We start from the raw sequence: 21727 nt of genomic DNA, 5'->3' as shown, positions 1-21727 counted from the left end.
CCTCGTGCGTCTGGTTATGCCCCGGCAGCAATCGCTCGTTGGCGAGCTTGCTTGAGGGCGGCAAAGTCTTCGTCCGCATGGAACGACGAACGGGTCAGCGGAGTGGCCGACACGTGTAGAAAGCCCTTGGAGCGCGCGATCTGCTCTAGCTGGGCGAACTCTTCCGGTGACCAGAACCGGTCAATCGGGTGATGTTTCGGGGTCGGTTGCAGGTATTGCCCGACTGTCAGGAAATCGACACTTGCGGCGCGCAGGTCATCCATCACTTGGCGAACGTCACTCAGGCTTTCGCCAAGGCCGACCATTAGGCCGGATTTGGTGAAGATCTCAGGGTTTGCGCGCTTAGCATCGTCCAACAGGCGCAAAGACGTGTAGTACCGCGCACCGGGACGAACCGTTGGGTAAAGATGCGGCACAGTTTCCAGATTGTGGTTGAAAACGTCTGGCGCCGCTTCAAATACCAGATCTGCAGAAGTCCATTTTCCCAAGAAGTCCGGAGTTAGAACTTCGACGGTGGTTTCAGGGTTTTGGTGGCGCACTGCTCTGATGGTCTGTGCGATGTGTTCGGCCCCGCCGTCTTCCAAATCATCGCGATCGACTGATGTGATCACCACATGATGAAGCCCCAGCTTCTTGACGGCCGCCGCGACACGGCCCGGTTCGAACACATCCAATGCATCCGGTCGACCGGTGGCCACGTTGCAGAAGGAACAGCCACGCGTGCAAACCTCGCCCATGATCATCATGGTGGCGTGGCGCTTGGACCAGCACTCGCCGATATTCGGACAGGCGGCCTCTTCGCAAACCGTCGCCAAGTTATGCTCGCGCATCAAGCGACGGGTTTCATAATACTCGGTGCTGTCGCCCTTTTTTCTGCGAATCCACTTGGGCTTGCGGGGTATGACACTGTCTGCCTTCTTTGCCTTTTCGGGGTGGCGGGGGCGAAGCTGGATGGTCATCTGGCGGCTCCTTCTTACGCGTGGATCGCGCGGCCCAGAGCGTCGAGGCAGGCTTCTTTGACCGCCTCGCCCATAGCTGGATGTGCGTGACAGGTTGAGGCGACTTCGGCGACAGTGGTACCTTTGGTCATCGCCAGAACGAGTTCCGCGATCAGATCACCGCCATGCGCACCGCAAATATGCGCGCCCAAAATTTTGCCGTTCGGGTCAGCCAAAACCTTGACCGCGCCGTCGGTTTCTCCTGTCGACCGCGCGCGCGAGTTGGCCATGAAGGCGAATTTGCCGACTGCGTACTCGGCACCGGCTTCTTTCAACGCCTCTTCAGTCACACCGACCGAGGCAACCTCAGGGTCGGTGTAAACGACGCCCGGCACGGTGTTGTAGTCGACATGGCCGCCCTGCCCCGCCAACATCTCAACGCAGGCAATGCCATCTTCCTCGGCCTTATGGGCCAGCATCGGTCCGGGGACGCAGTCCCCGATCGCATAGATGCCGGGAACCGATGTGCGGAAGCTGTTGTCCACTTGAACAAAGCCGCGCGGGTCAAGAGCTATCCCCAATTCTTCCAGCCCCAACCCGCGCGTGACGGGTCGGCGTCCGACGGCGATCAGAACCTTGTCGGCTTCGATCACCTCTTCCTTGTCTTTGCCGACCCGGTCCAGAGTAAGCGTCAATCCGGTTTCAGACTTTTCAATGGCCTTCAGCGCGCGTCCCAACTGGAACTTTAGGCCGCGTTTGCTGAGCGCGCGCTGCGCCAGTTTCGCAATCTCGCCGTCAATACCAGGCAGAACGCGGTCCAGATATTCAACCACTGTGACCTTGGCCCCAAGACGCGCCCAAACCTGACCCAACTCAAGCCCGATCACTCCTGCGCCGACGACAACCAGATGATCCGGCACCGTGTCCAGCGCCAAGGTACCAGTTGAGCTGAGAACATCCTTCTCATCGATCTCGATACCGTTCATTGGTGTCGGCTCAGACCCAGTAGCGATCAAGATATTCTTGGCCTCATAGATATCGTCGCCAACCTGCACTTGCCCGTCCGCCGGAATGCGGGCCCAGCCTTCGATCAGCTCAACGCCGTTCTTCTTGAATAGAAAACCGATGCCCTTGGTCAGATCGCCAACGATCTTGTCCTTGCGCCCCATCATTGACGGCACGTCGATGCTGGCCCCCTCGACCGCAATGCCATGGGAGGAGAGATGTGCAAGCTCGGCATATTTGGCCGAGGAGGTCAGCAACGCTTTGGAGGGGATGCACCCAACATTCAAACAGGTTCCGCCCAACGCCCCACGCCCTTCCACGCAAGCCACTTTCATACCCAGTTGAGCCGCGCGGATCGCAGCAACATAACCGCCGGGGCCGCCCCCGATGACGATGAGATCGTAAATGCTCATTGGGTGCTCTTTCAGTAGATTGGATAGTTGGCGCAGAGAGCGCGGACTTTTGCGCGGGTCTCGGCTTCGACGGTTGCATCGCCTTCAGGAGACTCACGCAGCGCATCGAGAACATCGCCGATCAAATGGCCGATCTGAGTGAACTCTTCAGGCCCAAACCCGCGACTACATCCAGCGGCCGTTCCCAGCCGGATACCGCTCGTGATCGTCGGCTTTGCCGGATCACCCGGGACGCTATTCTTGTTGCAAGTGAACCCGGCGCGCTCGAGCGCAGCTTCTGCATCTTTGCCGGTAACACTAAGTGGCCGCAGGTCGACCAGCATAAGGTGGTTTTCTGTGCCGCCCGAAACGATATCACAACCACGCGCCATCATGACGTTGGCCAAAGCAGTGGCGCTGTCGACGACACGCTGCATGTACCCCTTGAACTCTGGCTTCAAGGCCTCGCCAAATGCGACGGCCTTACCGGCGATTACATGCATCAAGGGGCCGCCCTGAAGCCCGGGGAACACAGCAGAATTGATCTTTTTCGCCAAAGCCTCGTCATTTGTCAGAATAATCCCGCCGCGCGGACCGCGCAGGGTCTTATGGGTCGTCGAGGTGACCACATGCGCATGACCAATTGGCGAGGGGTGCAGCCCGGTCGCAACCAGACCCGCGATATGCGCCATATCGGCCAGCAGCCAGGCACCGACCTCATCCGCGATCGCACGGAACCGAGCGAAATCGATCTTTTGCGAATAGGCCGAAGCGCCAGCGATAATCAGCTTTGGGTTTTCAGCCTTGGCCAGCGCTTCGACTTGGTCATAGTCGATCAGCCCCTCGTTCGTCAGGCCGTACTGAACCGGGTGAAACCACTTTCCCGACTGCGCAGGCTTGGCACCGTGCGTCAGGTGACCACCGGCATCAAGCGACATGCCAAGGATCGTGTCACCGGGGCTGAGCAGCGCAAGCTTCACCGCTCCGTTTGCCTGCGCGCCAGAGTGTGGCTGCACGTTGGCAAACTCACAGCCGAACAACTTCTTCAACCGCTCAATCGCTTCGACTTCAACCTCATCCACATATTCGCAACCGCCATAGTAGCGGCGACCGGGATAGCCCTCAGCGTACTTGTTCGTGAGCACAGAACCTTGCGCGTCGATCACAGCCTGCGAGACGATATTCTCGGACGCGATAAGCTCGATCTGTTCTGCTTGGCGCATGCCTTCACGTGCAATCGAAGCAGCAATAACCGGATCTGCATCTTTGAGCGATTTTGTAAACAAGGTTCCCTCCTCCATACTCGAATCCCAAGTACGAAATTTTGTTTCCTATAGTGGAATTCGGATACGCAAGGCAACATATATCTCGTATTTGTGAAGTTGTGTAAGGATGGGGAAATCGGTAACCTGCGGAAAATCAGGGAGATTTCTATGATCGATGACAGCCTGAACAACGCCGTCGGGCCGGAAGAACAGGACGAAGGCGCTGCTTTGGGGCGCTCAATCCGGGATGCGCGCCGTGCAAAAGGGTGGACGTTGGAGGAAGCCGGACGGGCGGCGGGAATCGGTCGCTCGACACTTTCCAAGATCGAAAACAACCAGACGCGACCCAGCTTCGATATTGTTCGCAGGCTGACCCAAGCGCTGGAAATGAGCACCCCGCAGCTGTTCCTGCAATCGGGCCAAAGCGGGATTTCGGGCCGCCGCGATTACACTCCAAAAGGCCAGGGCGAGATTAAGGACACCCCGACATATCTGCACGAGTTGCTCTGCCCTGAACTCACCAGCAAGCGAATGCTGCCGTATATCGCGACGATCAAAGCCCGTGATGTGTCTGAATTCGAAAACTGGATCAGACATTCGGGTGAAGAATTTATGTATGTGATCAGCGGTGAGCTAACCTTTATTTCGGAGCACTATCGCCCGTTGACCATGAAGGCCGGGGATTCCCTGTATTACGACAGCGAAATGGGTCACGGCTGCATTTCAACCAGCAAAGAAGACGCAAAAGTCTTGTGGGTTTCGCTAGAGTGATCTGAGCGCACAGTCGGTTGGACGCGTATGTCACGGCCGCACAAACGACGCGCCCGCGCCTCCGCCAAGTTTCCTGTCGGTGGGGCTCTGAACCAAACTCCCAGACACTTGGTCGGACTGATCGTCTTCCTCCACGATGATTGATTGAAACTGGATTTCAACGGCGTCAAATGGACAATCCGTTTGATAGCCCTGATCAGGAAAAACGCGTTGTTCGCTAGACACGAGACCGGAGTTCAATACTGGGCATTCCTCGCCTCAATGAACGAAACCTGCAAACTCGATGGCGTAGACCGCCCCGCCAAGCTCGCCGAATGCTGATCGCAATTGCAAGCGGTCACAAACAGGCAAAATTCGCCGGCCTGATGTCCTGGAACTACGCCGCTGACGTGTGGCAAGCCCATGTTTTATGGTCCAAGCTTTGTTCGGACGGATAACTGGCACCTCAGTGACCTGACTTCGTAGGGCTGAGATACTTTGACTTGAGTTCAGGACAGCTAGCTAAATTCGTTCAAGTGCGGTTTCGACTTGGCCGCAAAACTTATCAATATCGCGCTTTAGGATATCGCTTTCTCGTGTTTCATCTCTGACCGCGGCCAGTTCATCTGCAACCACACGAACATCTTCAAACGGAGCTGCCTCCGCGATGCGCACCAAAGCTCGAATAAGGGCGGCCGTTACGAGGCCATTACCCCGGGCAGCGCGTCGCAGAGCTGGCATCGAATCGTGAAACAGTGCCTCAGCCGTGATGGACGGGTAAATAACCCGCACGTTTCCGTCATCATCCCGATACACACCTGTACAGAGCTTTGACGACCACGCTCGAGCCAGAGACGCCGACAGTCGGTCGATGCACACAATTGCGGTAAACGTGTCGTTGACACCCGGTGACAACGCCCGAAGTGCAATTTCAACGAGAAGATGGACAGAAAAGCGGATATCTCCATTAGGATCTCGCGCGGGGATCAACGGAGCTGCCGCTTGCACCAGATGATTGAGGCTTTCGTCACTATCACCATAAACATAGGCCAAAGTGTCAGATGGAACCATAAAGTCTCCTGGCTGCACATCAAAAACGACGACTGCTCCGGCTTCCTTGACCACAGTCACCAGACCTTCGGTATTGATCGAGTTCACATATCCAGTGCCCGAAGCCGAGACTTGGCGCTTGTCTCCCTCCTCAGGGACTGCCTTTGAAGATGGAATTTCTGCACTGTTTTCGATTGCGGCGCTTACTTGGCGATCCAAGGCCTCAGAAATCCGCGCCGCCTCCTGATCAATGGTTACGCGCGTCGATACTGTGTGAACGAAAAGAAGCAGTAGTAGAACTGAGGTGATCGAATAGATCATACCAATCGCAACGGCCAAATTAACGAATGTGTCATCGCGTATCAGCCACAGGATCATCAAGCTGTATAAGAACGTTGCTCCAAGTGAGCCAACTGCAATCTGATTTACCCTGTCTTCGCCAAAACGCTGCAAGAGCCTGGGTCCAATAGATCCTGCCGCCAAAGTGTAAACCAGCAGAACAATGGAATAGACCATGACCAACGCGGACATGGATGCTGCCGAGATTGCGCTGAGAACATCGCTCGCAGTGTGATTGGAAACACTGAGCCAATCAGAAGTGGACCAACCCCAACCTATGAGCGCTTGCTCCGTCCTGAAGACAATCCCAGCCACCAAAAGCCCTGAGAGGCTTATGGCAGCAGGGATGGTTAGGAACCCGCGAAAGTACCTCACTAATTCTCTAGGTGTTTGCATTCCGGTCCCCATTCACGACACGAGCATTGTTCACAAACTCAGCTCTATGCGAACCGGTCCGCCGCTTCTTTCAAAGCACTCTGCATATCGCCCCATGCAGCCTCGTAGCCCTCTTTGACGTCTTCCCAGGCCTCGTCGCTGGTCGACTTCAAGTCATTCAGTTGAGCCTCTGCGTCAGACCTTGCCTTGTAGAGCTTACTGAGCTGCTCCTCGAGCTCGAGTTTGGCGTCCGCTTCGGCCAGTTTCAGCTTGGCTTCGAGAACATCAATTTGAGCATTCCAGCTATCCAGTTGCAGCTGCGCCTTTTTCTCGTACCCAACGCGTGTCATCAAATTTTCCTTTCGTCTCAAACTTTGGTTCATATCAATGGGAGCTGCCAATTAGGCCGCAACAATTGCCTTGAGCATCCAGACCGCTTCCTCATGCTTCGCCATCCTAGCGTTCATCAAATCCTCTGTAGCCCCATCGCCATAACGGGCAGCGGTCGCGGCAGTCTCACGCAGGTTCCGGGCAATCGCTTCGTGGTCCGCAACCAACTGGTTGATCATACCCTCTGAGTTTTTGATTGTTTCTTCTTCGGTCAACTTGGCGTGGCTAACCATGTCCGTGAACGAGATCGGGGCCACCTGACCCAGAGCGCGCACACGCTCCGCCAAATCATCCGCAGCTTCAAACAGGTCGCGATACTGACGCTCTGTCAGTTCATGGATCGGCAAGAAGAGTGGGCCCACGACGTTCCAATGTGTGCCTTGCGTTTTCACCATCAGAACCATTGTATCGGCCAGCACTTCCGTCACCGCGTTGGCGATCCATGCGTTTTTGTCGATACCTGTGTCGTTGGTTTCTTCCTGAACTTCAGACTTCAAAACTTGCTGTATCATTTTCACTCCGTTTCGTTGCTTGTGGAGTAAAACCTAAAAACGAAAAAATATTTTTCAAATAAAATCATATACCTATTATAGGTATCCGACGCATCATGCAGCGCTTCATGATCCTGGGTATCCAGCCCAACTTGCCAACATTGATGTAGACACGCAGGCCCAATGCCATACATGCTTGGAGTAACTGACGTAAGCTACTGAGGTCATACCAGTGTCTGATCAAAATCGACCACCAAAGCGCACAGAAAAACTGCAACTGATGCTCGACCTCGAGGAGCTTAAAGCCATCGATGATTGGCGGTTCGAGAACAGATTGCCGTCAAGAGCGGCCGCCATTCGAGAACTCATCCGTCGTGGTCTGATTTCCAACGAGTTCGAAGAGCCACCTACTGACGCGCCTTCCGGGGAGTTTCGTGTTGTGGACGAGTGACAGGAAAACCCGCAGGGCAATCCAGTGACGCCAGTGGTGGACCAACATGGCATGAGCGATCACACGATCCTCTACGTCAGCATCAATTCATTGGTGAAAGGGTATGAGGCGCCCCAACATCTGAGCGTTGACCGCGTTCACATACGCATCTTTTTTCAGAGGGGTGATAACGCCCCGCCATACCGAAAGGCGCGTACGACCAGTTTTGTCAAAGGCTGGCTCGGGTAGATCGGCTGACAGAACATGGGGCACTGTTTCAGATCCAATCCAAGCCTCGAAGGTATCAAAAAGTGCCGCGTTCACCGGGTGCGCCGGACGAATTGTCAACAGCCCCAAGCTGATCGGTACGATCGTCCATAGTGGCGGGCTTTCTGGTAGAGATGACCGGCTCGCGCAAATCAATTGAATCGAAACACGGGGAACTTGACATGTGAAGCTCCGCAAGAGCCGAACAGGAAGAGGGGGGCAGCCAGCACCCCCGCAAAGACTGTCAGGCTTTGATCAGATGCCCGCCATCGATATCCAGCACAGAACCTGTCAGGAAACCGTTGGTCATTGCCATGATGACAGCTTGAGCGATTTCGCTGGCCCTGCCGACGCGGCCAACAGGGAGCGATCCACCAACCTGTGCGTACATGCCTTCACGTGCCTCTTCTGGCATGCCTGCATAGGCTTCGGTCGCAACCATCCCGGGGCTGATGCAGTTGACGCGGGACTTACCCGCCAGTTCTTGCGCGAGCCCCATGGTCAAAGCCTCAACAGCCGCGTTCACCGCACCTAGACCGGTCGCGCCGGCCGATGGGCGGCGGCTCAGCACGCCGGAAAACAGCGTGATTGATGCGCCGTCGGCCAGATACGGCAGAACCTCGCGAGCGGTCACGTAGGGGCCAATGAATTTGGCCTCAATCATGCCGCGCAGGTCGTCAGTCGGCAGTTCAGCAAACGCGCCGTGCGCAGCGCTGGATGCCGAGATGACGAGATGATCGACCTCGCCGAGGCTGGCAGCCCATGCTTTGACAGCTGCTTCGTCAGTGGTGTCAACGGAAGCGACCGAAATGTCGCCTTCAATTTCAGACGCAACGGCCGTCAGTTTCTCTTTGTTGCGGCTTGAGATTGTAACCTTGGCGCCCAAACTGGCTGCAAGTTCAGCTGTTGCCTTGCCCATACCGCTACCGCCGCCAACGATGACGACATGTTTGCCTTTTAGCGCGGTTTCAAAAACGGTTGTCACAGTTCAACTCCTCTTTCCTTCAGTGGCATTCGCACCGAATCGCCGCTCTGGGTTGGTTTGGCTGGTTGAGGATCACTCTTCCAGGCCCAACTCCGGTGTTAGATACTCCGGCAACCATTGTGCCCATTGGAGCTTTCGACCCGCCGCAATCTGAGCGTTTGTTGCTTCTGATCGGATATTTAATGTGCAGTATGAAGTTGTTGAAATGGATAAATAGAATACAATAAATTCACAAAATGAATATTAAATCTCTCGACCTCAACCTCCTCAAAGCCTTCGACGCGATGTACCGAGAACGACATGTCGGCCGCGCTGGGGCGTCTATAGGCCTTGCCCAACCTTCCATGAGCAACGCGCTGAACCGGCTTCGCGCCAGGTTCGAAGATCCACTTTTTCAAAGGGGACCGGGTGGAATGGTGCCAACCAGCCGCGCGGAAGAATTGGCACCAAAAGTGAAAGGCGCGCTGTCGATCGTTTCCGAAATGCTGGAGCAAACCGAGTTTGATCCCAAACACGCCCAAGGCCAAATCACCGTTGCAGCTTCGGATTTAGCAATTCTTCGTTTGGCGCCTGCGATGGTCACTTACTTTGCAGAACACGCACCAAATCTTAGCCTGATCTTCGTACCGATGAACAAAACGGATCTGATTGATCAATTGGATGCCGAAACAGTGACGTTGGCCATTGGTACATTTGGTCAGCTTCCTGCGCGGTTTCATCGACGGACGATTATGCCGGACAGTTTTGTATGTATCGCCCGCCGCGATCACCCTTTGACCCAAGATGGTTTGACACTTGAGTCGTTCCTAGCGGCTCGTCATGCATTGATGACACTGAACAATGACAATATCGGTTTTGTAGATAAGGCACTAAAGAAGCTTGGAAAAGCTCGGCAAGTGGTTTTGACCTGCGCCCAATTTGCTCTGCTACCCGATATCGTCGCTCAATCCGACTTGATTACAACGGTGCCAACGTCGTTGACTCCGTTTGCGCGGCGCGCTGGGTGTGAGGTCTTTCCAACGCCACTGGATTTGCCGAAATGGGAAAGCGAAATGGTTTGGACCCAGAAAACAGCATATGAACCCTTGGGGCGCTTCGTTGTAGACTCATTCACTGAAATGAGCCGTTCGACGGAGCTCGATCTGGGAAAAGAGCTTCCTGGGGTCAGGATTCATAACCAATAGATGACCGTAGCCTGCCGCGCTAGCGCTGGAGAAAAAGAGGGGCGCTACGCCATCTGCTTGTCGCTTAGTCAGAAAAACCGCTAATGCCACCGCTCCGAATTCCAAGCCGTGAATCCTGCAGCGCAACGAAAACTAATGCATCCTGACCTTACGGGTCGGACAGAACCTAGCATCATCCAAAGGTTCCAAAACTAATTTAGTCCGGTCAGCCCTTTCAGAACGAAATCCGCTGTGCTTGGGCTGCTTGCGAAGGGCAAATCATAAACGATTGCTAGCCTGCTCAGGGCTTTGACATCCACGTCATGCGGCATCGGCGACATTGGGTCGATAAAAAAGAACAGACCGTCCAGCCGGCCTTCGCAGATCATTGCCCCAAGTTGCTGGTCCCCGCCTAGTGGCCCGCTATGCAGAGCGGTGACGTTAAGCTCAGGCAAGGCGGCCCTGAGGCGGCCACCGGTGGTTCCGGTGGCGAACAATTCCGCCTGACTTAGGATGTCAGCATGGGACTGGGCCCATTCGACCATCAGATCTTTCTTGGCGTCATGGGCAACCAGGGCCAGTTTCAGCGGTCTACCTGATGAATTGCTCGACATAGTCCGCCCCTAATCCAACTTCCTCATAGTGCTTACGGCACATCTCGATTTTAGTGAAGACGTCCTCATACCCCATGGTTTTGCCCCATGGGTCAACATAAAGCATCACGCCGTTGACCTGGAAATAGGTGATCATTTCGTCGACATCATCGGGTACAATCAGAGTGTGGGTTTCGCCCGGCGGTTCAAATACATAGCCGCCTTCCTCCGCGACCCAGTCATGTTCCAGATAATGCCAGCGGCCTTTCAGAACAAAACCATGAACGGGCTGCGGATGCCGATGCCTCGACAGAACTCCGGATTTCCGCACCCGTAGCAGGTTCATCCAGTACCCCTGGGACCGGTTCAAACAGAGCGGTCGGAACGAGACGTTTTCGGTTTGCGGCACCCAGATTCTCTCGTCTTTGGCGACGGCTTCAGGGATGACGATCTCATCCTGCGCATCCTTGGGGAAGGGCAGTTGATAAGGCATCCTGGGATCGTCGTCGTTTCTTTGTACTGGCATCGGTTGCCCTCCTCACATTGCAGAATAGCCGCCATCCACAGGATAGACAGCGCCGGTCACAAAAGCAGCCTCATCCGACAACAGCCAAGCAGCCAGTGCACCAACCTCGGATGGTTTGCCCCAACGGTCCAGCGGCGTCCGACCCAGAATGGGCTGGTTGCGAGCCGGATCGGCGCGCAGAGCTTCTGTCATTTCGGTTTCGATCCATCCGGGTGCAACTGCATTGACGCGCACACCATCTTCAGCCCATTTCCCGGCCAAAGCCTTAGTCAACTGCGCCACGCCGCCTTTGCTGGCAGAATAAGCAGGAACAAGTGGCCCACCAAAGTAACTGAGCATCGACGCGGTGTTCACGATGGCGCCACCTGACTCGGCCAACAAGGGTTGCGCGGCCAGACAACAGCGCATGGTACCGGTCAGGTTGATATCGATCACTGTCTCAAAAACGTCGATCTCATACTCCGCGCCACGTGCCAGAATACCTGCGCAATTGACCAGCCCGTCGAGTTTTTCAATTCCACCGAAGAACGCGGCTACGGCCTGATTGTCCCGCACATCCAACTGCGCACAGACATCGTCAGGATACTGCGCGGCATATTCCGAAACCTCTTCAGCTCCGACACCGGTCGCGGTGATGCGCCATCCCTTACGGCGAAGTTCCCCCGCGATACCGGCGCCTATGCCGCGGGTGCCGCCAATTACAACGGCGTGTTTCATGGATCAGTCTCCTTCCGCAAGAAACGCCTCGACTGCATCTCTGCGAGGCATCGGGGCAACCGCACCATACCCTTGGGTCGAAAGCGCAGCAGCGGCGTTGGCATAGCGTGCGGCCTGAAACGGATCATCGCCCGCAACAATACGGGACAAGAAGGCACCGTCAAATGTGTCGCCTGCGGCTGTGGCATCCACCGCTTCGACCCGGCGGCCTTTGACACGCTCGCGCTTGTCTAGTGTCGCAACCAGGGTCCCTTCGGCCCCCAGCGTCAAGGCGACAATTTTTGCCCCGAGGTTTAGGTAGAAATCCGCGATGGCATCCGGGTCGGACAAGCCCGTCAGTTGCTCGGCATCATCCAGACCAGGAAGGGCAATATCGCATTGTGACATTGCAGCGTGCGTCACAGCGCGGGCGCGTTCGATCGGCCATAGCTTCAGACGCAGATTGGTGTCGTAGGACACGAGGCCTCCGCCGTCCTTTACAATCTGAATGGCCCGAAACACGGTATCGGCGGCAACATCCGAAATCGCCTGACTGATCCCCGAAACGTGCAATATCTTCGCCGATTTCAACGCCGCCATTGGCAGATCATCTGGCTCCATCCGGCTACTGGCCGAGCCTGCGCGGAAATAGCTGAACTCGTGCCCGTTCGCGCCATGCGTCACAAAGTAGACCCCGGTATGAGCATCCGCGACCTGACGTACGGTCGAGGTGTCGATCCCCTCGGCCTTCCACAGGTCCATGAAGGAATTGCCGAACGTATCAGCGCCGACATGCGTCACGTAGCCAACGAACGCACCCTGCCGCGCGGCGGCAATTGCGCAGTTTGAGGTGTCACCGCCATGTCCTGGCAGGTAGTTCCCGTCAGGCTGCTGGTTGAACTCCAGCATCGGTTCGCCAAGGCACAAAATATCGGGGGTCATGGTCATCTCATCTTTGCCAAAAAGGGTCAGCCCCGGTGGGCTGACCAAGGAGTTTGGGAGGGTTATTCGGCCGTATAGCTTTGGCCGACACCCGGAATCTTCCAGATACGGAAGTTCGGGATTTCGGGGTCTTCAAAGTTCATGTCACCATCGACCCAGATATGCAGGTGGTTCGAGACCACATACATCTCGCCGTCCGGACCCCAGGCCAGCGTATCCGGCCAGTTCATTTCCGGGTGGTGGACAAAACGGCTGACCTGACGGGTGGATTCATCGAACTTCATGATCCCGTCCAGCGACAGCGCGGTCATGTAGATGTTGCCCGCATTGTCGGCCGTCATACCGTCGGTGTTGGAAGGCAGCACTGCTGCGACGTCAACCGCGTTTTCAATCACCGTCTCGTTGGTCTCGAAGTCCCGCAGGATTTCGGTCGGCAGGCTATACAGGTGATTGCCCGTCAGGTTGGTCCAGTAGAGCGTCTTCTTGTCGCCTGACAACGCGATACCATCGGCACCAGTGCGCATGCCGCCATTCTTCAGTACAGGACGGTCGTCGATGTTGAAGAAGAAATTCGGCTCATCATTGGTGAACCGGTGCTGGTCCAGAATGCGGCGCACCGAGTTGGTGTTGCTGTCATAGACAATCAAACCGCCATGCAGCGGGTCACAGAAGATGCCGCTGTCGGCGATATAGGCAAAGCCGGTGTCGTTATCGACGGCCAGATCGTTCAGGAAAGAACACTCACGGTCCGCTTCTTCCGCCGTGAAGACATAGCGCTGAATTTCCCTGTTCTCTTTCAGATCCCAAAGCACCAGCTTGGCGTCGCCGTCTTCGAACGGAGGGCCTGCAACATGGCCCTGATCGAGAATCCACATCACGTCATTGCGGTCGATTTCAAAACCCAGCACGGCTTTCAGGCCATCGGGGTTCGACATGCTGTTCATGTCTTCAGACGGAAACGCCTCGAGTTCCCAAGTGTCGCCGTTCTTGACCAGCTTGGAGACGGTTGAGGGGATCTCTGCCCCACCCCAACGCGCGGTGGACACATAGATGTTGCCCTGGCTGTCGACCTTGGCGCCTTGAACCAACGCTTTGCCGTAAATCTCGCTCCCTTCCCAAGCGGATTTTGTCGCCGCGTCCTTGACGGCATAGGGCAGAGTGTTCCATTCCGCGACCACCTCGGGCCCGTTCGCGAGCGCCGGGGTAGCCAGGACGGCGGTAAGGGCCACCGTGTTGAGCATTCGTTTCAGCATGTATTCCTCCCTTGTTGTGTTCTGGTGTCCCGCAGGTTGTTGCGAGCAACCTGCGGGACGGTTTGTTGTTTTAGATACGGCCGTATTTCGCCAGACCTTCGCGCAGCGAGCCGCTTTCAATGATCAGACGCGCCTGTTCGGCTTCGCGCTCATCAATTTCGCGTGCCATGTCCAAGATCGCTTCGGCGTGTTCACGGGGGACCACAACCGCACCGTCGATATCTGCAACGATGATGTCGCCGGGGTGTACAATCACACCGCCCATGTCGACTTCTACATTCGAAGCCAGCGTACGAACGCGGCCCAAAGTGGTGCCCGGGTTAACGCAGCGGGAATAGACCGGGAAGTCATAGTCGCGCTTGATCTCGACCAGATCCCTCACGCCACCGTCCAGAACGGCACCTTCGTGTTTGTTGGCAACGGCTCCGGCGGTCATCAGACCACCCCACAGCGCCACATCGGTGGTGCCATTGGTCGAGATCACGATGACCGAACCGGCCTCGGATTCGTCGATTGCGTCAAGCGCGTGCTGCGGAGGCAGGAATTCATCGGTAGGGCCTTCCAGAATTGTTACGGCCGGGCCAACGATCTTCTTTTCATTGATGCGCGGCTTGATCGAGGCCGGCAGAAATCCGGTCTTGCCGGACACCTTGTCCACAGCATCCGCGACGGATGCGGTGGCCACGTCGCGAAACCCGGCGACGAGTTCTTGGGTGTTCATGAGAGTATCCTCTTACGTTGGGAAGATTGAAAAGATGCGGCCGTGAGAGCCGCGTTGATTTGTGCGCGAGCCAAGTCGATGTGACCGGCCTCGAGCGCCTGGGCGGGCAGCAGATTTCCACCCATGCCAACGCAAAGTCCACCGGCGTTCAGATAGGATTGCGCAGTGTCCGGAGACACACCGCCAGTCGGCATCAGGGCGAGATTGGGAAACACGGATTTGACGGCCTTTAGGAAGCCGGGCCCTCCGGCAGCATCGGCCGGAAAAATCTTGATCACCGCAGCACCGTTTTCCGCATGATGGTGAACCTCGCCCGGGGTCATTGCACCGGGCAGATAGGGCACTTTCGCAGCACCGGCTTCGCGCGCAGCAGCATCGCTCCAGCAAGGAGAGACAACAAATTCGGCGCCGGTTGCCAGCATCTTTTCAGCCTGATCAGCGCTAAGAACCGTTCCCGCGCCGGTGCAAACATCAGGATAGCGTTGGCACAGCTCAGCGATCAGAGCAGCGGCATCCGGAACCGTAGTGGTGATCTCCAATGCTCGGATTCCGGCCTCGGCCAACAGGTCACAGGCCGTCAAAGCGATTTCGGGGTCGCTACGGCAGATCACCGGGAAAATTTGCGCCGATCGCAAAGTGCTGACGAAATCTACCATTTGTTCACCCAGTGATCGGGTTGCTCGTCCTCAAGGACTCTCGCGACTTCACGCGCAGCACATCGCTGCAGCACCGCAACCGAGCGCTCAGAGTACCAGGCAGCATGGTCCGACACGATGGTGTTGGGGCTATGCAAAAGGGGGTTGGTCAGGTCCACCGGTTCCTGTTCGAACACGTCGATCCCTGCCCCGAAAATGCGACCTTGGTGCAGGGCCTGGGCCAATGCGACTTCGTCCACCAAACCGCCGCGAGAGACATTGATCACGATCGAGGTCGGCTTCATCTGTGCGATACGCTCAGCGTTCAGAATATGCCGCGTTTCGGGCGTCAGAGGAGCATGCAGACTTATGACATCGGACACTTTGCAGAGGTCGATCAAATCCACCTTTTGCACGTCCGCCGCTTGGGCTGCGTCGTCGCTCAGATAGGGATCGAACACCAGAACCGAAGAGAATCCTAGGGCCTGGAACTTCCGTGCCGCTTGCAAGCCGATCTTGCCGCAGCCAATTAGGCCAAGGGTGGCGTTTTCGCGGCTAGGGATCAACGCCGCCTGCCCTACCCCCCATTGACCCTGCCGCACTTCGGCATCTCGGGACGGGATTCGCCGCTGAACGGCCAGGTACAACGCCAGCGCATGTTCGCTGACTTCTGTTTCCGCACCATAGTCTGGTACATTCGCAACATAGATGCCGCGCGATTGCGCGTAGTCCAAGTCGATATTGTCGACGCCCACCCCGTAGCGGACGACGACTTTCAGGTTCGGGCAGGCATCGATCACGGCCGCATCCACAATGCGTTCCCGCACAAGGATGGCGACCGGATCCAATGCCTGCAGGGCCGGGACCGCCTCGGTTTCCGGCGCAACCGGCGCGATCTGAACATCCTGCTCGGCCAACACCGAAGCTTCGGTGTCATAGGCGGCATAGCCGGGTTCAAGAATAGCGATGGTTTGGCGGGTCATGTGACGGTCTCTCGGCATGAGTTATTGGGCCTTGTAGGCTTCGACAGCGGCGTCGAGGCGATCGGGCCACTCCTCGCCGATCTCACCCACGATGTATTCGCGTACGGCAGGCTGCGCGGCTTCGCGGAACAGTGCCTTCTGCTCGGGGCTGACAGGGACCACTTCCATGCCTTTTTCCGACAGGATCGCGGTCGCATTCGCGTCCTGCGCGGCGGTCATGCCACGGTGGATCGTTTTCGAGATCTCAACGCATTGCTCGACGGCTTTCTTCTCGTCATCCGTCAGGCTTTCGAAGAACATGTCCGACATTAGATAGGCATGCCAGCTGAACACGTGGCCATCCAGAGAGACGTATTTCTGGTGCTGGTAAAGCGACGCGTTGACGATATTCGTCACGCCGTTTTCCTGACCGTCCACAACGCCCTGCTGCAGAGCGCCGGGCAGTTCCGGCCACGGAACGGGTGTTGCCGATGCGCCGAGGCTTTCGACGAGGGTCACCCAGACAGGCGCGGTCATTACGCGCATTTTCAGGCCTTCCATATCGGCAGGCTCGGCCACAGGCTTGACGTTGTTGGTGAAGTTACGCACCCCGTTGTCGGCCACGCCAAAGCTGCGGATGCCGGTTTTCGCCCGCATGTCTTCGGCCAGCGCGTCACCGAATTCACCGTCCATCACCGCCCAGGCCATCGCCTGATCGTCGAACAGATAGGGCATCGCCAGAACCGAGAACGGTTTGTAAACAGCCGAGATCGGGCCGTCGTGGATTGCGGCCATCTGAACGGTACCCAGCTGCAGCCCTTCCATGATCTCGGACCCGCCCCCCAGCTGCGATGCCGGGAAGATCTGCACGTCAATTGAACCCGAGGTTTTGCCCTCGACGCAGGCTTCAAATGCCAGCGCTGCGGCGTGTTTGGGCGAGCTCAGGTCAGCGGCCTGAAAATGTGCGTATTTCAGTTCTTTAGCCGAGGCCGCACTGGCGGCGGTCATTGCAACAACGGCTGTTGCCGTCATCAGTTTCGACATGGTTTTCATGAGGTTCCTCCCTTTCATGTCAGTTCGCAAATCCAAAGAAGTTGGGGATGAAGGTGCTGACGCCCGGCACAAGAATGACCAGAAGCAGCACCACGAGTTCAGCCAGCAGCAGCAGCAGAACCGCTTTTGACAGGCGTTCGATTTTCAATTGTCCGACCGTGGCGATCACGAACAGCACCGGACCAACCGGAGGGGTGATCATCCCGATGGTCAGGTTCAGCACCAGCATCATCCCAAATTGCAGCGGGTCGATCCCGGCGGAATAGGCAATGGGGCCAAGGATCGGCGTCAGGATGATCAGCGCAGGCAGCGTGTCGATGAAGAAGCCGCAGATCAGGGCAAAAGCCGCCAGAATGAACAGAATGCCCAAACGGTTGTCGGTGATCTGGGTGATCAGTTTCGCCAGTTCCTGTGGGATTTGCAGGTAAGTCAGCAGCCAGGCAAAGATCGACGCCATCGCCACGATCAGGAAGACCGAGGACGTCACCACCGCAGCCCGCACAAAAGCGGCGTACAGAGCGCGGACCGTGAAGGCGCGCAGGATGAGACCAAGGAACAGAGCGTAGGCTGAGGCCACCGCGCCTGCCTCGGTCGGAGTGAACACACCGAACAGGATACCGCCCAGAATGATTGCTGGCATGATCAGGGCCGGAATGGCCGCCAGAGTTGCACTGCGCAACTCAACCATGGTGGCGCGATGTTCGCGCCCGCGGTAGCCGTTGCGGGTAGACACGATATGGTTCGCGATGGCCAGCGCAACACCCAGCATAACCCCAGGCACAATTCCGGCCAGAAACAGTCCCGCGACCGTCACTCCATTGGTTGAGATCGCAAAAATCACGGCCAGAATGGACGGCGGAATAATCGGACCGATGGTAGCCGTCGCCGCGGACAGGGCACCGGCATAATTCTTCTCATACCCAGCCTCGCGCATCATCCGCATGACGATGGCAGAAGGCCCTGCAGCATCCGCCAGAGCAGAGCCGCTGATCCCCGCAAACAGCATCGACACAAGGATGTTCACATGCCCCAGTCCACCACGCACATGCCCAACCAAAGCGTTGGCAAAGCGCAACAAGGCGTTTGTTAGCCCGCAGGCCGTCATCAGCTCAGACGCGAGAATAAAGAACGGCACCGCCATCAGCGGGAAACTGTCGATCCCGGCGAACATGCGTTGGGTTGCGACCAGTGGGTTTAAAGAACCGTCGATAAAAATCGCGGACAGGCCGGCGATCCCCATGGTGAAGGCTACCGGAACACCCAGAAACAGCGTCGCGAAGAACAGGATGATCAGGGTTTTTGCCACGGCTCAGACCTCCGCCTCATAACCCTTGGCGCTGGGACCGTGTTCAAACTCTTGACTTACGAAACGTTTTGCGAAAAAGGCCAACTGGATCAGGAACAATGCGCACCCGATCGGGATAGCGAGATAGGGAATGCCGCGCGAAATCCCGGTGGACATGGTTTCCTTGTTCCAGCCGAATTCGACGAATTTAACGCCCAGCCACAGCATCGTCGCCATAAAGGCAAACATGACGAAAACGATGCCCCAACGCAGCATTCGGGCCAGAGTGTCGGGCAGCAAATCCGGAATTGTGGTGATCGCGACCAACCGCCCCTCGCGCAAGGCAAGACCAGCACCGCAAAAAGCGCCGAGGATCATCAGGTGTCTGGCGACCTCTTCAACCCAGGCAAGGGACGTACCGAACCCGTATCGCCCCACCACATTGGCGAAGACGATTGCAAAAACCGTAGCCAGCGCCAAAGTCACCAGCGCGCGGTTAAACGCAACAATCCATGTTTCCAGAGTTTGCAAAGACGCCCCTCCCAATGCCGTCTCCTCGTGAGAATCAAAACTGGCATACAGTATGCTAATCTGTCAACACTAACACATTGTATGCCAGAAACAGGCCTGCTACTGTCGAACTGAGGAGAGCGACATGAGCCCATTCAACAGACCGAAATCATTGACGGAATTGGTTACCGAAAACCTGCGCGAGCGGATCATCAAGGGCGAGTTCGAACTGGGTGAGCAACTGTCTGAGGCTCGAATCGCCAAGAATCTTGAGGTCAGCCGCACCCCGGTGCGAGAGGCAATCAATCGGCTTGAGATGGAAGGCCTGTTGGTCGTCGAACCTCAAAGAGGCTCATTCGTGTTCAACCTGGAGCCCGAGGAACTGGCAAAACTTTGCGATGCACGAGTCTGCCTTGAAACAACCGCTTTGACCTCGGCCATGCAGGCGAACCCGCAGGCGCTCTATGCCGCGCTTGATGAATGCGTTGAACGGATGACAGCGGCCCGTGAGGCTGCGGATGATGCAGAATATCTTTATCTGGATACTCTATTTCACCAGTGCCTTTTCGACTGCGCAGACAATCGGTTTCTGAATGACGCCTATCAAACGATTGCATTGAAAATGGCGGCGTTGCGCAGCCGGTTGGGGCATCACCCTGATCACATGGCTAAATCCTATCGGGAGCACATTGAGTTGCTTCAGTGCGTTCGGGATGGAGACGTTCCACAAGCCTTGGATGTGCTGAAACTCCATATAGACAGGAAAGAAGGGTCTTATTGGAGCGATGCAACGCAACCCGACGGAACAGGTTCAGGATAGCGTGCGATGAAACGTCTAGCCTTGGATGCCCAACCACGCGAAAACCTCGGCGATGCCGGGTCCATTTGGCCAGTTGGTTCTCGTTCTAAAGCACGGAGCATTCTGGCCGGATGAAGAGCGTCAGGTATGCGCTAACTTTGAGCTCAACCCCGCGATTTGGCATCACGGAGATCACACCCTCGCAACGTCTGCGCCTCAATGGCCAAGGCCTAGTTCAGCAAGCCATACAGGCGGTACAAGCGGAAACGAGATGAAGACCCCGAAACGGGTTTTCTCTGACCCGGCCCAAACACCACACTACAGCACTAGAGGTTGAGTATGTTTGCGATTGGATTCTGTCCGCCAGACCTGTTTGATTGAAACCTCTATCCGGCGTCCACAAGGCTTTCATCTAAGAATGGCTGTGCAACCGCAGGCCAGAAAGGCAGTTTTCGCTTGGTGAGCGCAAGGTCGTGAAACGCAGGCTGTGTTCCTCCGGGGCTGGCAACCTGCAGGATGTGGTCCGAAATTTGGCTGAACGGGCCGTAGAAATGGAAGAGGGATTTCACCGCCACCACCGATTTCTCGGCCAGCCGGATACCGATCTGCTCGAAGGCTTCAGGATGGTAAACCTGAACGCGAAGATCATTGACCAGCAGGTCGATTTCTCCATCCAGGCGGAGCCAAACTACGGTGCCCATGGGTTCAAGACCAGTGCCGAGATGCTGACCCAGGCCCTTCTCGATATTCATAACCCTTGCAGTCAGGTCGATCGGACCCCCTGAAACCACACCGGTCTTTCCGCCAAGCCGAAGGGTCAATCTGCTTCCAATGCCCCCATCCTGACAAATACGCACCACCCCGGGATCCCAGAACAGGCCGCTGGCAAAATGTGTCATTCCACGCGCCAGCATGGCTTTCAGCAAGTGGGTGGCGTCGCCCGGCGCTCCTCCGCCTGAATTGTCACCCATGTCCGCCAGAACGCATAGACCGGACCGTGTACCAATGTGATCCAACGCCTCGGAGATCGGTAGATACCGCGTGGTAACTTCGTTGCGCAAAACAAAGAAGCGCCGCCCCAACTCCTCGGCTAGTTGCGCGGCCCGTTGTGCCTGGCCATCTGCTATTACCAACATCCGCGCGCCGACATCTTCGACATCTGCCCAGGGAAAACCGTGACTCAATGAAACCGACAACACACCGGGTCTGGCTTGAGCTGCGGCCATCTCGGCCACAAAATCCTTCATCGCCCCGGTTTTGGTCAGATATAGGTTCATCATACGGGTATCAAAAAACGCCATCTTAGGCGTGATCTCACCCGCATGTGCCCGCTTTGCCAGATCAAACAGTTCGGCCGCGCAGGCTGTTGCGTCGTCATGCGGGTATTCTCTGAAATGCACAATCAGATCGCTGGCGTTCAGCATCTTCTTAGTTAAATGAGAATGCAGGTCCAGCGAAACGCCGATCGTTGCCTCCGGGCACTGTTCGCGGACGCGGGTCAGAATATCACCTTCGCAATCCTCTATATGCTCGGCCACCATCGCGCCGTGAAGTTGCAACAGAATGATATCTGCACCGCCGCATTCTGCGAGATCAGACAAAATCTCGCCGCTCAGCGCGTCATAACAGCTACGTGTGGTCGGTCCGGCGGGTTCGGCTATGGCGGTCAGGCTTTCGACAACCTGCCAGCCCAGAGTTTCGGCCTTTTGGCGCCACAGATGAAGCGCCTCCGTCATAAGGTTTGGAGGCTCCTGGGTCGCCGTACCATGCCGCAGGAAATAGTCCTCGAAACCCGACATCGCAGTCGGCATCGTGCAAAACGTGTTCGTCTCTGTCGACAGTGTCGCAATGAAAAGCTTCATAAATTCCCTGTTCCCAACACGTCAGAAGACGGCTGTAAGGGCCATCCTCT

23 protein-coding genes are annotated in these 21727 nt (G+C 56.5%); 4 read left to right on the top strand and 19 right to left on the bottom strand.

The features are described from left to right. Positions 1-14 precede the first annotated feature (14 nt). The 3 genes from lipA to glyA are packed head-to-tail and all read right to left on the bottom strand — an operon-like array spanning position 15 to position 3636. Positions 15-959, bottom strand: a complete 945-nt coding sequence (lipA, locus tag ACP15L_RS19990) for a lipoyl synthase (protein WP_425085533.1) — start codon at positions 957-959, stop codon at positions 15-17. Positions 960-973: 14 nt separating this feature from the next. Further along, entirely contained in the window at positions 974-2356 is a 1383-nt protein-coding gene (lpdA, locus tag ACP15L_RS19985) for a dihydrolipoyl dehydrogenase (protein ID WP_425085532.1), read from the bottom strand. Between the two features lie 11 nt (positions 2357-2367). Continuing rightward, positions 2368-3636 (bottom strand): serine hydroxymethyltransferase, encoded by a 1269-nt coding sequence (glyA, locus tag ACP15L_RS19980; protein ID WP_425085531.1) that lies wholly within the window; start codon positions 3634-3636, stop codon positions 2368-2370. Positions 3637-3768: 132 nt separating this feature from the next. Between glyA and ACP15L_RS19975 the strand changes: the two genes are divergently transcribed. Then, positions 3769-4371, top strand: a complete 603-nt coding sequence (locus tag ACP15L_RS19975; RefSeq protein ID WP_425085530.1) for a helix-turn-helix domain-containing protein — start codon at positions 3769-3771, stop codon at positions 4369-4371. Between the two features lie 501 nt (positions 4372-4872). Here ACP15L_RS19975 and ACP15L_RS19970 read toward each other — a convergent pair. From ACP15L_RS19970 to ACP15L_RS19960, 3 genes are read right to left on the bottom strand one after another with little or no spacing between them, the layout of a single operon-like run. After that, positions 4873-6135, bottom strand: coding sequence for a DUF2254 domain-containing protein (locus tag ACP15L_RS19970; protein ID WP_425085529.1), 1263 nt, complete (start codon positions 6133-6135; stop codon positions 4873-4875). 44 nt (positions 6136-6179) lie between these two features. After that, positions 6180-6464, bottom strand: a complete 285-nt coding sequence (locus tag ACP15L_RS19965; RefSeq protein ID WP_170637779.1) for a coiled coil domain-containing protein — start codon at positions 6462-6464, stop codon at positions 6180-6182. Between the two features lie 51 nt (positions 6465-6515). Further along, positions 6516-7016 carry a Dps family protein gene (locus tag ACP15L_RS19960; RefSeq protein WP_425085528.1) on the bottom strand — a complete coding sequence of 167 codons (501 nt, stop codon included), beginning with the start codon at positions 7014-7016 and terminating at the stop codon, positions 6516-6518. Between the two features lie 211 nt (positions 7017-7227). Between ACP15L_RS19960 and ACP15L_RS19955 the strand changes: the two genes are divergently transcribed. Further along, on the top strand, positions 7228-7446 hold the full coding sequence (locus ACP15L_RS19955; RefSeq protein WP_152456637.1) for a hypothetical protein: 219 nt from the start codon (positions 7228-7230) through the stop codon (positions 7444-7446). Between the two features lie 490 nt (positions 7447-7936). Here the strand turns inward: ACP15L_RS19955 and ACP15L_RS19950 are convergent, their stop codons facing one another. Further along, positions 7937-8677 (bottom strand): SDR family oxidoreductase, encoded by a 741-nt coding sequence (locus tag ACP15L_RS19950; RefSeq protein ID WP_425085527.1) that lies wholly within the window; start codon positions 8675-8677, stop codon positions 7937-7939. A gap of 236 nt (positions 8678-8913) precedes the next feature. On the opposite strand from ACP15L_RS19950, the gene ACP15L_RS19945 reads away from it, so the two are divergent. Beyond that, positions 8914-9861 (top strand): LysR family transcriptional regulator, encoded by a 948-nt coding sequence (locus ACP15L_RS19945; protein ID WP_425085526.1) that lies wholly within the window; start codon positions 8914-8916, stop codon positions 9859-9861. A 191-nt stretch (positions 9862-10052) separates the two neighbouring features. Here the strand turns inward: ACP15L_RS19945 and ACP15L_RS19940 are convergent, their stop codons facing one another. The 11 genes from ACP15L_RS19940 to ACP15L_RS19890 form a co-directional block, all read right to left on the bottom strand. Beyond that, a complete protein-coding gene (locus tag ACP15L_RS19940) occupies positions 10053-10454 on the bottom strand; it encodes a methylglyoxal synthase (protein WP_425085525.1) in 402 nt (133 codons plus the stop codon). Further along, a complete protein-coding gene (locus ACP15L_RS19935; RefSeq protein ID WP_425085524.1) occupies positions 10432-10959 on the bottom strand; it encodes a 2,4'-dihydroxyacetophenone dioxygenase family protein in 528 nt (175 codons plus the stop codon). Before ACP15L_RS19935 ends, ACP15L_RS19940 begins: the two co-directional genes overlap by 23 nt. Before the next feature lie 12 nt (positions 10960-10971). Continuing rightward, positions 10972-11676 (bottom strand): SDR family NAD(P)-dependent oxidoreductase, encoded by a 705-nt coding sequence (locus ACP15L_RS19930; protein WP_425085523.1) that lies wholly within the window; start codon positions 11674-11676, stop codon positions 10972-10974. Between the two features lie 3 nt (positions 11677-11679). Further along, the gene (locus ACP15L_RS19925) at positions 11680-12597 is read right to left on the bottom strand and encodes a sugar kinase (RefSeq protein ID WP_425085522.1); all 918 of its coding nucleotides are present in this window, start codon (positions 12595-12597) and stop codon (positions 11680-11682) included. A gap of 62 nt (positions 12598-12659) precedes the next feature. Continuing rightward, positions 12660-13850 carry an L-dopachrome tautomerase-related protein gene (locus ACP15L_RS19920; RefSeq protein WP_425085521.1) on the bottom strand — a complete coding sequence of 397 codons (1191 nt, stop codon included), beginning with the start codon at positions 13848-13850 and terminating at the stop codon, positions 12660-12662. 70 nt (positions 13851-13920) lie between these two features. Further along, positions 13921-14571, bottom strand: coding sequence for an RraA family protein (locus tag ACP15L_RS19915; protein ID WP_425085520.1), 651 nt, complete (start codon positions 14569-14571; stop codon positions 13921-13923). Continuing rightward, positions 14568-15227: a bifunctional 4-hydroxy-2-oxoglutarate aldolase/2-dehydro-3-deoxy-phosphogluconate aldolase gene (locus ACP15L_RS19910; RefSeq protein WP_425085519.1), complete on the bottom strand. Its 660-nt coding sequence runs from the start codon at positions 15225-15227 to the stop codon at positions 14568-14570. Before ACP15L_RS19910 ends, ACP15L_RS19915 begins: the two co-directional genes overlap by 4 nt. Further along, positions 15221-16189, bottom strand: a complete 969-nt coding sequence (locus tag ACP15L_RS19905; protein ID WP_425085518.1) for a C-terminal binding protein — start codon at positions 16187-16189, stop codon at positions 15221-15223. The genes ACP15L_RS19910 and ACP15L_RS19905 overlap by 7 nt, the downstream gene beginning before the upstream one ends. A 21-nt stretch (positions 16190-16210) precedes the next feature. After that, entirely contained in the window at positions 16211-17221 is a 1011-nt protein-coding gene (locus ACP15L_RS19900; RefSeq protein ID WP_425085517.1) for a DctP family TRAP transporter solute-binding subunit, read from the bottom strand. A gap of 19 nt (positions 17222-17240) precedes the next feature. After that, positions 17241-18527, bottom strand: coding sequence for a TRAP transporter large permease (locus ACP15L_RS19895; protein ID WP_425085516.1), 1287 nt, complete (start codon positions 18525-18527; stop codon positions 17241-17243). A 3-nt stretch (positions 18528-18530) separates the two neighbouring features. Continuing rightward, entirely contained in the window at positions 18531-19037 is a 507-nt protein-coding gene (locus tag ACP15L_RS19890) for a TRAP transporter small permease (RefSeq protein WP_425085515.1), read from the bottom strand. Between the two features lie 124 nt (positions 19038-19161). On the opposite strand from ACP15L_RS19890, the gene ACP15L_RS19885 reads away from it, so the two are divergent. Beyond that, on the top strand, positions 19162-19836 hold the full coding sequence (locus ACP15L_RS19885) for a GntR family transcriptional regulator (protein ID WP_425085514.1): 675 nt from the start codon (positions 19162-19164) through the stop codon (positions 19834-19836). 365 nt (positions 19837-20201) lie between these two features. Here the strand turns inward: ACP15L_RS19885 and ACP15L_RS19880 are convergent, their stop codons facing one another. After that, positions 20202-21677, bottom strand: coding sequence for a M81 family metallopeptidase (locus tag ACP15L_RS19880; RefSeq protein ID WP_425085513.1), 1476 nt, complete (start codon positions 21675-21677; stop codon positions 20202-20204). Positions 21678-21727 lie beyond the last annotated feature (50 nt).

The sequence above is a fragment of the Ruegeria profundi genome (assembly GCF_049800715.1).
GTDB lineage: Bacteria > Pseudomonadota > Alphaproteobacteria > Rhodobacterales > Rhodobacteraceae > Ruegeria > Ruegeria profundi_A.
Note: the sequence above shows the minus strand (reverse complement) of the source record. Positions and strands in the feature narration are given on the sequence as shown.

Bases quoted from the DNA above. Each gene is read 5' to 3' on its own strand.
- lpdA (WP_425085532.1), bottom strand. From the start codon at position 2,356: ATGAGCATTTACGATCTCATCGTCATCGGGGGCGGCCCCGGCGGTTAT.
- ACP15L_RS19910 (WP_425085519.1), bottom strand. From the start codon at position 15,227: ATGGTAGATTTCGTCAGCACTTTGCGATCGGCGCAAATTTTCCCGGTG.
- ACP15L_RS19925 (WP_425085522.1), bottom strand. From the start codon at position 12,597: ATGACCCCCGATATTTTGTGCCTTGGCGAACCGATGCTGGAGTTCAAC.
- ACP15L_RS19900 (WP_425085517.1), bottom strand. From the start codon at position 17,221: ATGAAAACCATGTCGAAACTGATGACGGCAACAGCCGTTGTTGCAATG.
- ACP15L_RS19905 (WP_425085518.1), bottom strand. From the start codon at position 16,189: ATGACCCGCCAAACCATCGCTATTCTTGAACCCGGCTATGCCGCCTAT.
- glyA (WP_425085531.1), bottom strand. From the start codon at position 3,636: ATGGAGGAGGGAACCTTGTTTACAAAATCGCTCAAAGATGCAGATCCG.
- ACP15L_RS19920 (WP_425085521.1), bottom strand. From the start codon at position 13,850: ATGCTGAAACGAATGCTCAACACGGTGGCCCTTACCGCCGTCCTGGCT.
- ACP15L_RS19880 (WP_425085513.1), bottom strand. From the start codon at position 21,677: ATGAAGCTTTTCATTGCGACACTGTCGACAGAGACGAACACGTTTTGC.
- ACP15L_RS19915 (WP_425085520.1), bottom strand. From the start codon at position 14,571: ATGAACACCCAAGAACTCGTCGCCGGGTTTCGCGACGTGGCCACCGCA.
- ACP15L_RS19885 (WP_425085514.1), top strand. From the start codon at position 19,162: ATGAGCCCATTCAACAGACCGAAATCATTGACGGAATTGGTTACCGAA.
- lipA (WP_425085533.1), bottom strand. From the start codon at position 959: ATGACCATCCAGCTTCGCCCCCGCCACCCCGAAAAGGCAAAGAAGGCA.
- ACP15L_RS19945 (WP_425085526.1), top strand. From the start codon at position 8,914: ATGAATATTAAATCTCTCGACCTCAACCTCCTCAAAGCCTTCGACGCG.
- ACP15L_RS19970 (WP_425085529.1), bottom strand. From the start codon at position 6,135: ATGCAAACACCTAGAGAATTAGTGAGGTACTTTCGCGGGTTCCTAACC.
- ACP15L_RS19960 (WP_425085528.1), bottom strand. From the start codon at position 7,016: ATGATACAGCAAGTTTTGAAGTCTGAAGTTCAGGAAGAAACCAACGAC.
- ACP15L_RS19965 (WP_170637779.1), bottom strand. From the start codon at position 6,464: ATGACACGCGTTGGGTACGAGAAAAAGGCGCAGCTGCAACTGGATAGC.
- ACP15L_RS19940 (WP_425085525.1), bottom strand. From the start codon at position 10,454: ATGTCGAGCAATTCATCAGGTAGACCGCTGAAACTGGCCCTGGTTGCC.
- ACP15L_RS19930 (WP_425085523.1), bottom strand. From the start codon at position 11,676: ATGAAACACGCCGTTGTAATTGGCGGCACCCGCGGCATAGGCGCCGGT.
- ACP15L_RS19935 (WP_425085524.1), bottom strand. From the start codon at position 10,959: ATGCCAGTACAAAGAAACGACGACGATCCCAGGATGCCTTATCAACTG.
- ACP15L_RS19975 (WP_425085530.1), top strand. From the start codon at position 3,769: ATGATCGATGACAGCCTGAACAACGCCGTCGGGCCGGAAGAACAGGAC.